General features: G+C 39.8%; 13 protein-coding genes. 3 read left to right on the top strand and 10 right to left on the bottom strand.

The genetic code is table 11. The features are described from left to right. Positions 1 to 2: 2 nt before the first annotated feature. The 8 genes from DBR40_RS01895 to DBR40_RS01930 all read right to left on the bottom strand — a co-directional run bounded on the left by DBR40_RS01895 (position 3) and on the right by DBR40_RS01930 (position 8,510). Positions 3 to 1,145 (bottom strand): hypothetical protein, encoded by a 1,143-nt coding sequence (locus DBR40_RS01895; protein ID WP_124558107.1) that lies wholly within the window; start codon positions 1,143 to 1,145, stop codon positions 3 to 5. Then, a complete protein-coding gene (locus DBR40_RS27170) occupies positions 1,124 to 3,277 on the bottom strand; it encodes an urea transporter (RefSeq protein ID WP_124558108.1) in 2,154 nt (717 codons plus the stop codon). Before DBR40_RS27170 ends, DBR40_RS01895 begins: the two co-directional genes overlap by 22 nt. A 14-nt stretch (positions 3,278 to 3,291) precedes the next feature. After that, positions 3,292 to 4,635, bottom strand: coding sequence for a diaminopimelate decarboxylase (locus DBR40_RS01905; protein WP_124558109.1), 1,344 nt, complete (start codon positions 4,633 to 4,635; stop codon positions 3,292 to 3,294). A 76-nt stretch (positions 4,636 to 4,711) separates the two neighbouring features. Further along, on the bottom strand, positions 4,712 to 5,779 hold the full coding sequence (locus tag DBR40_RS01910; protein WP_124558110.1) for an ATP-grasp domain-containing protein: 1,068 nt from the start codon (positions 5,777 to 5,779) through the stop codon (positions 4,712 to 4,714). A 21-nt stretch (positions 5,780 to 5,800) separates the two neighbouring features. Then, positions 5,801 to 6,043, bottom strand: a complete 243-nt coding sequence (locus tag DBR40_RS01915) for a PqqD family protein (protein ID WP_124558111.1) — start codon at positions 6,041 to 6,043, stop codon at positions 5,801 to 5,803. Further along, positions 6,040 to 6,741 (bottom strand): LytR/AlgR family response regulator transcription factor, encoded by a 702-nt coding sequence (locus tag DBR40_RS01920; protein WP_124558112.1) that lies wholly within the window; start codon positions 6,739 to 6,741, stop codon positions 6,040 to 6,042. Before DBR40_RS01920 ends, DBR40_RS01915 begins: the two co-directional genes overlap by 4 nt. Positions 6,742 to 6,758: 17 nt before the next feature. Then, positions 6,759 to 7,946, bottom strand: a complete 1,188-nt coding sequence (locus DBR40_RS01925) for a sensor histidine kinase (RefSeq protein WP_124558113.1) — start codon at positions 7,944 to 7,946, stop codon at positions 6,759 to 6,761. A gap of 54 nt (positions 7,947 to 8,000) precedes the next feature. After that, positions 8,001 to 8,510: a hypothetical protein gene (locus DBR40_RS01930; RefSeq protein ID WP_124558114.1), complete on the bottom strand. Its 510-nt coding sequence runs from the start codon at positions 8,508 to 8,510 to the stop codon at positions 8,001 to 8,003. 311 nt (positions 8,511 to 8,821) lie between these two features. Between DBR40_RS01930 and DBR40_RS01935 the strand changes: the two genes are divergently transcribed. Further along, positions 8,822 to 9,166 (top strand): four-helix bundle copper-binding protein, encoded by a 345-nt coding sequence (locus DBR40_RS01935; RefSeq protein WP_124558115.1) that lies wholly within the window; start codon positions 8,822 to 8,824, stop codon positions 9,164 to 9,166. A gap of 60 nt (positions 9,167 to 9,226) precedes the next feature. Here the strand turns inward: DBR40_RS01935 and DBR40_RS01940 are convergent, their stop codons facing one another. Beyond that, entirely contained in the window at positions 9,227 to 10,777 is a 1,551-nt protein-coding gene (locus tag DBR40_RS01940) for a trypsin-like peptidase domain-containing protein (RefSeq protein WP_124558116.1), read from the bottom strand. A 315-nt stretch (positions 10,778 to 11,092) separates the two neighbouring features. On the opposite strand from DBR40_RS01940, the gene dapF reads away from it, so the two are divergent. Further along, positions 11,093 to 11,875 carry a diaminopimelate epimerase gene (gene dapF, locus DBR40_RS01945; protein WP_124558117.1) on the top strand — a complete coding sequence of 261 codons (783 nt, stop codon included), beginning with the start codon at positions 11,093 to 11,095 and terminating at the stop codon, positions 11,873 to 11,875. 6 nt (positions 11,876 to 11,881) lie between these two features. Here dapF and DBR40_RS01950 read toward each other — a convergent pair whose 3' ends face one another. Then, complete coding sequence (locus DBR40_RS01950) at positions 11,882 to 12,265, bottom strand: hypothetical protein (protein ID WP_124558118.1); 384 nt, start codon at positions 12,263 to 12,265, stop codon at positions 11,882 to 11,884. 401 nt (positions 12,266 to 12,666) lie between these two features. Between DBR40_RS01950 and DBR40_RS01955 the strand changes: the two genes are divergently transcribed. Continuing rightward, on the top strand, positions 12,667 to 13,839 hold the full coding sequence (locus DBR40_RS01955; protein ID WP_124558119.1) for an efflux RND transporter periplasmic adaptor subunit: 1,173 nt from the start codon (positions 12,667 to 12,669) through the stop codon (positions 13,837 to 13,839).

Genomic DNA, 13,839 nt, shown 5'->3' on the forward strand with positions numbered 1-13,839 from the left:
TTTTAAAAACTCCATGTAATGCCTCCGTTAATTGAGTGTTGTAAATAGTTAAATTTAAAGATATTATCAGATTTACGTTCAAATGTATAATTCAATCCTAAAAGTAGATGTTGTTTTAACAAAAAATAACAGTTTGCTCCGGCTTTGAACTTCGTTTTATCGAATCCGTTATAAATATACAATGCATCAGCTTCTGCATAATTGTATTGGTTACCTAAGGTTACCACACCTTCAAACCAAAGTTTGCTGATGGGCTTAATGCCAAACAACTGCTGTACAACTATGTTATGATCACTTAACACATCAACCAGTGAAAAGCGGCTAATGCTGTAAAAATCCAGATTTCCTGATAAATATTTTACAAATTGCATGTTGTACTGCCTTGTTTTTTCATCGCCAATTTGCGATAAGACAAAATCTCCCTGTAAATCACCGGCATCTCCTGCATATTTAACGCCTAACAAGATCGCATTGTTCTGATACACCAATTGCCTCAAATCAGACCGCATGTAATGATAGGCCCCAATAAAGCTAAATCTTTTAAGGGGCGTATAACTTAATTTTGCATAGTAGCCTGGCTGTACAATATGATCATCGTGTACGGGCTGATTATAGTAGGAAAACGAGGTTGATAAATTTAACTTGTAAGTGAGACCGAAATTAACAAAAGCCCTCGAATAGGAAGAGTTGCCCCTTTCGTAAATATTGGTAAACTTAATCCCACTCTCTGCCCCTGCCGAAGTAATTTTAAACGGTCTTAATTGTTTGCCTTCTACTCTTGCCGTATCTAAAGCAACGGCAAGCCAGCCAGCGTTCTCCGGCCGGTTTAAATTAATGTTACATAAATAAGCATAGTAAAGGGCAATCTGGTTGTGCTTATCATTGGCTAAAACTTTATTGTACTGAACAAGCGCATCAATATAATTACCACGAACAAATGAGGCATAGGCGACACGCAACCGCAGCAAGGGGAAATCTTCGCCCTTATTAATTGCCGCTTTACCAAAAACAATAAGTTGCTGCCATTCGGCAGCATTAAAAAGCGCCAAAGAAGTACTATCAGTTGCCTGATAATTGCTTTGCGCTTTGGCAACTGTTATCCAAACAATTAAAAGCAAGGCTGTTAAACTGAACTTGTTTCCCATTTTACTTTTAAATGTTTGTTTTTATATTGAACAGCAAACTCCTTTATGCCTTTATATCCGATAAAAATTTCGCCATTCGACAATTGTTTACTGCCCCCTGAAAGTTGTTTGTTTACTGCTGCATGTATAATTAATGCGCTTGCATCCGTTTTAACAGAATTGCAATAGTTATGCCTGACAAAACTGTAGAATGGAGCCAGTATATCTTGCAGCCATAAAGCCGGATTAAAACTTTCAGCATCTATGGCAAACCTATCGGCTACAGGTTGTGCCGAATAATTAACTTTATAGGCAATCTGGTAAAAACGGAAAAGCAAAGCGTTTTTATCGCCATAAAACCTGGTAAAATAAAATATATTGGCATTGCTTACAAAATAGGCTACAGCCTGGTTCTCCTGGCAAAAAAAGTAAGTTGCGTTAAAATCATCGGTAAATACTTCCCAGGTTTCCACCTGTCCATTATCACCTGTAGCACTAGCGATGTAACCAGGTTGAAAATGAAAAGCATTCTTTAAATATGGGTTTATTTCAGGGCGTTCTACAGCACTTCCTTCCTCAGGTATTTCGAAAGAATGCAATATAGCCTGATTTGCTGAAGTGAAATAAGCAATGGGATAGGGATATGTTTTGGATCCGATGTAGGGCGTGCACTGAACCTGAAAATGCAAATGTGGCTCTGGCGAACGGCCAGAATTGCCGCAAAGTGCAATAATATCGCCTTGTTTTACATAGTCGCCCACTTTAACTTTTATACTGTTCTTTTTTAAATGCGAAACCTTGCTGTATAAATTTTCGGCGTGTTTAATTACAATGGTATTTCCCCAGTTTTGTTGCAGATTAACCTGGCCAATCGCATTATCGTCTACATGGCCTATTACCTCCTTCACCACACCATCGCCAACTGCTAAAACAGGCTTATTAAAACAGTAATAATCTTCGAGCTTTAATCCTGGCAGTTGATAGCTTTTATTATCAATATCTTTTAATACAAAATCTAATGCATGCTGCCAATCTCCTTTGTGTGTAATTTCTCCTTCGTAACCCTGCGAAACCGTCCACGCGCCCATAAATGGCAAACTGAAATTAAAGTATTTAAAATCTTTCAACCTATACTGGCCATTTAAAAACTGGTATAAATTGGTTTCGGGCGAATAATGCTGCAACGGAGTAAGCTGAAGTTTGCCCGCTTTTTTTCTCAACATAAAAAAATATAACAAACCAATGGTAACCAGGCAAAAAGGCAATGAAAATACAGGAAGGTTAAACAACACCAATATGCGAGATAAGCCATTGAGCACAAGAAAGGTAAAAGGTATAACTGCAATTGCCCACAAATATGAACGCCATGATGGGATAAGGAAAAAACCACCAATGGCGCAGCTAACCATCATAAAATTTGCGCCCAAATGGTAATTACTAATGCCTTCTGGATAAGTTCCGGTAAGATGGTTAATAACACAGGCGGTAATAAAACCGATTACGAGCAAGCTAAAACCAATGCGCGAATGGATAAAAAACCCAATACTGATAATTATACCCGCAAGCACACTATTTTGAAACAGGATAGCACTAACCGACCTAAAGAAAAGCAGTACATATGCTGGTACGCTCAGGTGATCGAAAAGATGGCAAAGCTGGGCAAAACGGGAGGGTGGATTTGCGTTTAGTTCAAATATCAGCGAGCTACCTTTTTGCAGTAAGCCCATACCCAAATAGCCGTTGGCAGCAATTAAAACCATCCAAAAGGTAAGCACAAAAGGGATAGAAAGTCCTGGCAGTGCGTACTTACCTAAAAGTGAAGTGAGGTTAACACTTAAAACCACACATAACAAACATGCTGCGCTTAACCATAACCAGAAAGCAAAACTGAAACCAAAAAAAGTACCGAAGCCAATGCCAAGCAAAAGTGAATTAAAGCTATAAAGTCCTGATTTAATATCTTCTTTTTTAAAACCTAATACGGTAACCAGTAACAAGGAGCCGATTACGCAAACACCCCCCGTAAACCCTGCATCGAAATTAAAAAAGGAAACAACCAACAATAGGGCACCTAAAACCCGGTTCTGCGAGAAGAACAGGATGGCGTAGCTATTTAAAGCAGCGTTAAGGTAATATTGCAGATTTTTTCTCAACTTCTTTAATGGTTTTATTTTAAGTAATCGGGTACTTCCTCCATCATTTCTAAATAAGCAAGGTTTTCGGGTTTTCTGATCAGATGGCTTTTACCATGTTGATCAATCAATACTACAGCCGGCCGCATATTGATAAATTGCATCCACTGCGTCATGTTGTAAGCGCCAACTTTATGTACAACAACCTGATCGCCCCGCTCTAATAGCGGTAACATAATGCTTTCGCGTACAACATCAATATTCATGCAGAGTGGACCAAATAAAACAGTTTCTTCAGTGTACTGTCCCGCTTCTTTTGCAACACTTATTTTATGATCATACCAGTTAGAGGTAAATAGAATATTGATACCAAAATCAAAAATGGTAGCCCGCCTGCCATCGCTTAGCCTTTTGTTGGCCAAAACACTCCCAATCAAATAACCGGCATCATCAATCAATACCCGCCCGCTTTCCAAAATTAAAAGGGGCAGTTCGTCTGTAGCAAAACCAGCATCTAAAATGGTATTGGTAATGGCATCGGCAAAATCATCAACTGATGGAACCGTATCTACCCCTGGTAGATAAGCTCCTTTTAGGGTATTGGTTGAGGGAAATCCTCCTCCCAGGTCTATATATTGCAGCGGATTTTGAAGTTCGTTTTTACATCGCAGCGCTAACTGACAAAGTTTAGTTGCAGCAATACCGTAAGCGGCTGTTGATAGCATGAAGGTACCAATATGGCAATGCAGGCCAACAAGTTCCAGCTTATCGGCTTTTGAAATTTTGGCAATAGCGGTCCAGGCCTGGCCATTTTCGTAGTTAAAGCCAAACCGATCCCAAATCGGATAAACTCCGGTATCAAAATTAACCCTAATAGCCACTTTTGCAGTTTTATTAATCCTTTCGGTAATTTGAATCAGCAAATAAAGTTCATCGAAATGATCGATGTGGATGAGCGAATGATTTTCTATCGCCAGAATTAAATCGGCTTCTTTTTTATCGGGTCCGTTAAAGATAATCTGATGACCGGCAACGCCATTGCCCAAAGCTTTATGATACTCAAAACCAGATACAACCTCGGCCCAGCTTCCCTCCTGATGAAAAACCCTGCAAACGGCATTCAGGTAATTGGTTTTATAACTCCAGGCAAACTGCACTTTCGGATAACGTGTTTTAAACGACCGAAGCGCCGCCTGGTAATTGCGCCTGATCTGTTTTTCGGACAAGACAAAAACCGGCGAACCGTATTGCTCAACCAGGTCTTTAACGGCAACGCCATCAATGCTTTCAACAGGGTCAAAATCAGTACGGGTACCAAACTTGTTCATAAGTCCGGTATTCATTTTCCTGATGGTTGGTCGTTCGTATTTTTGTTTCATCTTCTATTAGTATCAAGGGGTTAGCAGGAAGTATCAAGACCCGATTCGGCCCAGTGTTTATTTCCTTTCTACCTTTTTATAATTCTCCAAAAGCCGATAACTTTTGAAATTCTGCTACGTCAACAATATTATCCCAAGCATAGCGGACAAACATTTTACCAGCAGTGTACGCTGTTAATTCTTGTACAGGCTTACCCAAAGCCAAATCAACCAGCAATTTGGGCTGGTTTTGCCCAGCAGCAGCCGATAAATAAATCCACGCCGGAAAACGGGGGTTAACCTCCATAATATATAAAGCGTCGTTGTCATCGCGCATAATTTCGAGCTCAAAACCACCTTTCCACAAGGTTGCTTTAGCAAATGCCTTAGCCAGGTTAATCAGTTTTTCGTCTGCTATGGTAATTCCTGCCCAGGCTTTACCCTTTTCGGTAATGTACAATTTACGCATGGGGATTACGCTAAGGGCATTTCCACTACCATCGGCAAGACCGGCTATATTAATTTCAGTGCCTTTAATAAATTGCTGCACAATAATAGGCAGCCCCCATTTGGCTTGCAATTTGTAAAAAGCTTTGTAGGCTTCGCTGATATTCTGTACAACACTGGCCTCGTAAAATTTTCCTTTTACTACCAGCGGAAAGCTTAATTTATCAGCTATCTGATCAAGTTCCGACACACCAAAAATGGTTTCGCTAACAGGTACATCAAAGCCGTGTTTATAGCCAAATGCCCGCAGATTTACTTTATCGCGCGCGGCCAGCTGCTGGTGTGTAGGCAAAAAAGTATGGATACCCATATTCAACAGCTCTTTTTCTAGCTTAATAAAATTAAATAGCTCTGCATCAAAATTCGGGATCAGCACATCAATGTGTTCTATTTCCTGAATTTGCAGCAAACGTTCTTTCAATGCCTCTGTTCCGGCAGTTGGGTAAGGAATGCGATAGGTCTTATCTACCAAATTGCTTAAATAAATAGCAGGCTCCAGCGTTTCGTAGGCCAGGCCAATAATCCTTAAGTTTTCTCCAAAACCATCCTTTAACGCCCTGATTACCGCTAGGCCAGGGCCGGGATTATCGTTGGCATTTAAGCCCGTAACTGCAATGGTTAAGGCTTTTGTTTGGTCTGGCTTGGGAGAAACGCTCATGATTAGTGTTATTTTTCGGGGTTACAAATCTAAAAGATTTGCCTCCTTTAGTTGCAGCATATAATCGTCCCAATCTCTTTCCAGCTGGCACAATTCTACTTCGTATAGATCGAGGATTTTCTGTTTAATTTCCATCTCGCTTTCCCCGGCTTTTAAACAGGTTAAAATCTCTGCTGCGATGGTATTGCTGGTAAACGAATCGCCGGTTGCCGGATTGAAAATAAATCCGTTTTCGCTTGTTGCTATGTTTGCCTTTAATTTCATATCCCCTTCTGTTGGTTGATAAAACCGCTGTATGCATCACCTATAGGCAATTCGGCATTGGTTAAATTTACTTTTCTGTTGTGTATCGATTTAATTTTGGTTAGCGCTACAATAAAGCTCCGGTGTACGCGGGCAAACTGATCTTCAGGCAGCTTTTCCAGCACTTTTTTCATGGTCATGAGGGTTAAAACCGGCTTATCTGCATTGCACAGGTAAATTTTAAGGTAGTCGCCCATGCTTTCTATGTATTCAATATCGCGGAGCAAAATCTTAATCATTTTATATTCCGAGTACACATAAATGCTCTCGTCGCTGGTATTCTCCTGTGTAGCATTTTTGTATTTATGAAAGTCTATTGCTTTTTCTACCGCAGCGGTAAAACGATTAAAATCTATGGGTTTTAACAAATAATCGATAGCCTGAAGCTCGTAACTCTCAAAGGCGTAGTTGCGGTAAGCAGTAGTAAAAATAATCATCGGGCTATTTACCAAACTGCGTACCAGTTCAACACCTGTAATATCAGGCATGTTCACATCTACAAATAACAAATCTACAGGGTTCTGCTTTAGGTACTCTGCACCCGATAAAGCATCTTCAAACACCTGCACCAATTGCAAGCCCGGAAACCTGGATACATAGTTCTTGATCAGTTCGAGCGCTAAAGGCTCATCATCGATAGCTACACATTTTAGGGCCATATTGTCGTTGTTAAAAGTTAGCAATTTACACAAAGATTAACGGTAAACATTTCGCCGGTGTTTTTAATGTTTATGCTGTGTTGCTGTGGATATAAATGTGTTAACCTTTGGCGTGTATTGGCTATTCCAATTCCCGACCGCTCTAAATTAGATTTATGTCCGTAAATTTTATTCTGGCATGAGAAATCAATTCTATTAGTATCGATGCTCAAATTAATACTGATTACGGTTTTTTCCTTTTTGGTTACCCCATATTTAAAAGCATTTTCGATAAAGGTCATAAAAATTAAGGGTGCAATTTTTTTTCCTTCAGATCTTCCGGCTACCAGAAAACTGATTTCGGCATCGGCTCCCAGTCTTAGCCTTTGCAATTCAATGTAATCGCGTACACAATCTATTTCATCCCTTAACAGCACAAAATCCTGCGTTACATCATCAGTAACGTAACGCATAATATTCGAAAGCTTCATGATACTTTCTGAAGTATGTTCGCTATTGATGACCGACTGCGTGTAAATGTTATTGAGGGTATTGAAAAGAAAATGGGGGTTGATTTGTGCTTTCAGGAATGAAAGCTCGGCCGTAGCCTTTTCGGCCTCTGCCTTTACCACTTTCGATTCGGCGGTTTGCCAACGCTCAACGGTACTGGTGGCAATACTCAAACCCATAATCATCATAAAAATAAACAGGCTGATTACGTCAATATTATCGGGTTTGTGCAAATCTAAAATCCCTTTCTGTTTTTTCAGGTTCGGGTCCTGCATTCTCAAATCCTGATTGGGCAGGGGGCCGAAAGGCATTTCTGCATTAGGCCCGATTACACTATCCTTACCCGGCTGCAGCGATTGGTTTAAGCCTTTTGGTTGTTTATTCGTCTCGCCTTTTAATGCCGCCATTACACTTTTGTTGTGCCCAAGCAGGTTGTCGTAAGGCTGGGCATAATACACAAAGCTAAACAAGCCTAAAACAGTTGCCGTATATAGCAGGTACCGTTTTTTGAACATGAGTTTAGGAACCAGTACCAGGGCATTGAAATAAAACATTAACATGTAAGTAAGACAAAACAGCCAGTAAAATGGCGATGCCAGCAACAAAAAGCTACTTTGTCCCGATTGTTCGTTATTGATGAACAACAATGGAAAGGTTAGGAATAAAAGCCAACCTGCCACATGGATAATAAAAGTTGGAGCTTTAAATTGTTGCATGCTACAAATTAATAATATTTTTTCTGGCCGCAGGAAAAGAAATGCCAGTAAGACCTAACTGTAAACCAAACTGTTACTTTCCTTGTAATTTACCATTAGGTTTTCGGTAATTTTTATCATGATGGTTTCGCCACCTGTGTTTTGGTTGTCGTAACTTAAAACCAGTAAATCGCCAATGATTTCGTGAAGAACCAATGTGGGGCTGGTGTAGGTAAGTGAAACCACATGGGCAGCTTTATTTAACAAATCGGAACTCAGAATATGTAATTCGGCCCAATCAAATTTAAGTGCATTACCATCCAAATCGCCCATTACCGGCATTTTACCATCTAAAGCTGCAATGCTCGGCATAACCGAATACTGCAGTTTCTGATGCAACGAACCAGCCTTTTCGTTTAACTGCAACATCTGCGAAAAAGTATGAGCCTGCTGATTTTGGCTGAATATCTTTGATTTCTTCTGAAATTCCCTGTAGCTATCGTGGAATATCCTTCTTTCAAAATCGTTTTGGCACATGAAATTGAAATACTGTTTTACGCTGAGGTTAATGTGAGCTAAAGCCATAATATTTGGTTTTTGTTGCTGTTTCAAATATGTAACAATAAAAAAATTAATTTTATAGAGTATCGGTAAACACTGATAATCAATCGGTAAATCACTAAACTAAATCGCAATGATGAATTTAGGATGAACATGGATTAATTAACAAAACGGGCTTATGTTCCAAAACGCTTCAAAACGGATTTAATATATTTTACCTCGACGAACATTAACAAACTTTAACAAGTGCCGCCACCATATTTTGATTTATTAGAACCGTTTAATTTCCTTTAGGTTATTAATAGAGAGCATATTGATAACTAAATTTTTGAGCTATGGAAACACGGAATAACCATGCCTTAATAAAGGCTTTATTAGACTGCGCACTGGCATGCGAGCATTGTGCAGCATCATGCCTGCAGGAAGAAGACCTTAGCATGATGATCGACTGTATTAATCTGGACCGCGATTGTGCCGACATTTGTACACAGGCCGCCAGGTTCTTGCGGCTTGATTCGGTAATCGGCCCTCAGTATTTACTGCTGTGCGAAGAAATTTGCAGGTTATGCGCTGCAGAGTGTGGTAAACACGACCATGAGCACTACAGGCAGTGTGCCCTAATGTGCGAAGAATGTGCAGATGCCTGCCATGCGCATCACGAGCCAATTCACCAGGACTAAAAAAAGCCCTCCCGATATCTTCAATCGGGAGGGCTTCTTAAAACTATTTTTATCTGTTAATTATTGAGCCGGGAAACTGTAGTTATACGATCCTTGCTCACCAACTCCACTAATGCTTACCATGTTGTTTCTACCTAATGGTAGTGCTTTTTGTACGTCGGCTACCGAGTTTACAGGTTGCCCGTTTACTTTTGTAATAATTAAGCCTTTTTCTACACCAATGTTATCGAAAGCTTTGCCAGTTGTAACCGAAGTTACCACTACACCGCCGTTAATGCCGTATTTAGCTTTTTGAGCCTGACTGGCAGGAGCAAAAGTTGCACCCAATTTCGAAACTTCAGCACCTTTACTTGCTGTGTTATTGGCCGTTAAACCTACACTGGCTTCACCTTTAAGGGTAACAGTGTAGTCTTTCAAAGATCCATCACGCAATACAGTTAATTTAACTTTATCGCCTGGATTTAAACGACCAACTCTTTCCTGTAAGTCTGGCGAATCATTAATTACCACACCATCAACTTTTTTAATTACGTCGCCTGATTTAATACCAGCCGCAGCAGCACCACCGCCAGCAACTACATCATTTACATATAAACCACTGATTTCGTTGGTTTTAACACCTTCTTGTTTTTCTTCTCCACTTAACGGAACAAAACTAACACCAATATATCCACGTTTAACCGAACCATATTTCATAAAATCATCAACAATTTTACGGGCAAGGTTAACCGGGATAGCAAAACCATAGCCCTGGTTATAACCGCTTTGCGAAGCAATTGCTGAGTTAATACCAACTAACTCACCATTTGCATTTACAAGTGCACCACCACTGTTACCAGGGTTAATGGCAGCATCTGTCTGAATAAAAGATTCGATGCTTGTATTTGCCGGACGATCTGGTCTTTTACCAGTACGTTGGTATTCGCGGTATTCTTCTTCTGTAATTTCGTTGCCTTGTTGCTCGCGGCCAATGATACCGATACTGCGGTTTTTAGCACTCACAATACCTGCAGTTACCGTTGTATTTAAATCTAACGGGAAACCTACCGCTAAAACCCACTCGCCTACCTGTACATTATCAGAGTTACCCATTTTTACTACCGGTAAATTGGTTGCATTTACTTTAATTAATGCTAAATCAGTATTTGGGTCGCGGCCAATTACCTTGGCTTCTACTTTACGTCTGTCGGTTAAAACTACTTCAACCTTCTCTGCATTTTCTACTACGTGGTTGTTGGTTACAATATAACCATCCTGACTGATGATTACACCTGAGCCCGATGCTGCCCTTGGCTGACGTTGCATTTGACGGCCACCGCCACCGAAGAAATCTTCCATCATATCAAACGGAGAAGAGCTTCTGCCACCGCCACTTTGTGCGGCATAAGTGGTTTTAATGTGCACCACACCTGGCGCAACTGCTGCTGCAGCCTGTGTAAAATCGGTTGTACCTGCCGATGATACCTTAAGTGGATTATTTGCAAAATATAAATTCTGTTTTTCAGAAATTGTACTGCCTGTTTGGTTACGTTCAAATAGTTTGTAACCCCCTATTGCTGCTGCCCCACCTATAAATGCAGCTAACACGGTAATTCCCAATATTTTTTTCATGTGCTATATTATTTTAAAAACCCCTGATCTATTATAAGCCATTTTGCTAGCTAAATGTTTTAGCCTACAATATTTCATTTGTTAAATTTACTAATTTTTGCGGGAGTGTTTGTTTCACTTTGATTTAAGCAGAATGCTCCTGCAGTTTTTATCTGCTAAAATTTCTTTTCGTTAATTATTCAAATTTAATACCATATAAACGATATTTGCATCATTAGTGCACCTGGTTTTGTGTTAAAAAATGTTAAATCAAAAAAACACGAGGTGCAGGTTACCCTTTGCAATTCAAATATTGCATTAAAAGATGAAGCTTTCATGAAAATTAATTTCTATAAATATCAGGGCGCAGGCAACGATTTCATTTTAATAGACCACACCACGAGTCCGTTAAAAAACATTGATAATCAATTAGTTGAACAACTATGCCACAGAAGATTCGGGATAGGTGCAGATGGTTTAATGTTCCTGACCAAACACGAAGATTACGATTTTGAAATGCATTATTTTAATGCCGATGGCAACCTGGGCAGTATGTGTGGTAATGGTGGCCGGTGCATTGTTGCCTTTGCCAAACAGCTTGGCATTATTGATCGGGAAACCAACTTTTTGGCAGTAGACGGGCCGCATTATGCCAGAATTTCAGAAAATGGCGAATGGGTTGATTTGCAAATGATTGATGTAGACACGGTTAACAAAGATGGTGATGCCTATGTTTTAAATACAGGCTCCCCGCATTATGTTGCTTTACAAACCGGTTTAAAAGACCTGGATGTTTTCAATGAAGGCAAAAGTATCCGTTACAACGATACTTATAAAACCGAGGGTATAAACGTAAACTTTGTAGAAGATAAAGCCGACCACCTGTTTGTGCGTACCTACGAGCGTGGTGTTGAAGACGAGACCTATGCCTGTGGCACCGGGGTCACTGCAGTGGCTATGGCCATGGCCAAACATAAAAACCTGAGTGGCCACATTAAAACCGATATTAAAGTTTTGGGTGGCGATATTAAAATTGAATTCGATTACGATGGTGCTGCATTTACCAACGTGTTTTTATGCGGACCAGCCAAATTGGTTTTTGAGGGAGAGGTAGATTAATCAAACTCATTTTACTATCCTATAATAAAGGGTATCAACATCAGCCAGATTTTGTTGGTACCTTTTCACTACTACTGATTTCACTTTTTCCATTTTTTTCAGATTCCATCGCTCATTTTTATAAAATGAGTAATAGGCTTTTGGATAGAAGTTCTCATTTTCTTTTAGGGCCATTTTTTGATAAACCAAGTGTATGGGGTCTAAAACCAAAACACTGTCCCACTTATTTTTTGTAAAGCGATATTGATAGTCGAGCCGCGAGGGATAAGAAATTACCACGATTGAATCGGCATTCGCATGAATTGATTTGTAATTATAATAGTGGGGTGCGCCTAGCATTAAACAGCCCGAGCCCAATATCATAACCGTTAGCAGCAAAAGGTATTTCATATGTTTAAAGCTAAGAAAAATTTTGAGTGCTATCTCTTCCCTGGCAGTGTAAAATATACACCATTTATCTCCATCTCTGCTCGAAATAAACAACAGCCCGCTGTGACAATTCCAATACAGAATCGACGATTTTAACAGCTTTTAACATCTGTCTCAAGATATTTACAAGCACCATTTTAAAATAAATAAAGCAGTTAAATTACTTAAAAACAATATTTTAGTTATATTTAAGTAGCGTTCCAAACGCAAAATAAATCAATCGATTGATTAAATGACAGAATTTGGACAGATTTATTTTTGTTTAGGCTCTATTTTTGGACAGTTATCGGCGACGATTAAAGCCCATCAATTGACAACGCCCTTAATCCGGAAATTTAAATTTAAACACACAGAAATAGTCCATGAGAAAAGTAACAACTCTCTTTTTTAGCATGAGCATTGGTATGCTTTTGGCATCCTGCGGAAATAACGACGAAGCTAAAAAAGCTGCCGCTGCTGCTGCTGCTGCAGGTCCGCAAGCTTACCCAATATTTACAGTAAATACACAGAACACCACCCTCGATTCAGATTATCCTGCAACTATAGAAGGCATCCAGAATATCGATATTCGCCCAAAAGTTGATGGTTTTATCGAAAAAATATTTGTTGATGAAGGTGCGGTGGTTAAAAAAGGTCAGCTACTTTTTACCATCAATGCCCCTCAATACGAACAACAGGTTAGAACAGCCAGGGCAGCCATAAGCAGTGCTGAGGCCGATGTGAATGCCGCCCAGTTAACGGTAAACAAGACCAAACCCCTGGTTGAAAAAGATATTATCAGTAAGTATGACCTGGATGCAGCTCAATTAACGCTTCAAAGCAGAAAAGCTGCGTTGGCACAGGCAAAGGCAGAGCTGGTAAATGCGAGGGTTAATCTTGGTTATACTTCAATTACCAGTCCGGTAGATGGTGTAGTAGGCAGTATTCCTTTTAGAAACGGAAGTCTGGTGAGTAGCAGCAGCACACAGCCACTAACTACGGTTTCGAATACCTCTAAAGTTTATGCTTACTTCTCTTTAAACGAAAAACAGCTTTTAGATTTTGCCAGCACCTATAAAGGCAAAACCCTAACCGAGCAAATGAATAACATTCCGCCGGTTAGTTTAGTACTTGCTGATGGAAGTGTTTACGCGCAAAATGGTAAAATCGAATCAATTAACGGTCAGATTAACACCAACACAGGTTCGGCAAGCTTAAGGGCTACCTTCCCTAACCCGGTTTTCCTATTAAAAAATGGTGCCAGTGCTTCGGTTAGAATTCCTCAGCATGTTGAAAATGCTATTCTAATCCCTCAGAAATCAACAATCGATTTACAGGGTAAGAAATTCGTTTACATTTTAGGCGATTCGGCTAAGGTTGTTAATACGCAAATTGAGGTAATGGAATTAGCCAAAGGCAATTTCTACGTAGTTACAAAAGGGCTTAAAACCGGCGACAAAGTGATTTTAGAAGGTTTCCAATCGTTAAAAGACGGCACAAAAATTAAACCTGAAGAAAAAGCAGCCGATTCAGTTTATGCTGAAATAAAAAAATAA

Source organism: Pedobacter sp. KBW01 (assembly GCF_003852395.1).
Classification (GTDB): Bacteria; Bacteroidota; Bacteroidia; order Sphingobacteriales; family Sphingobacteriaceae; genus Pedobacter.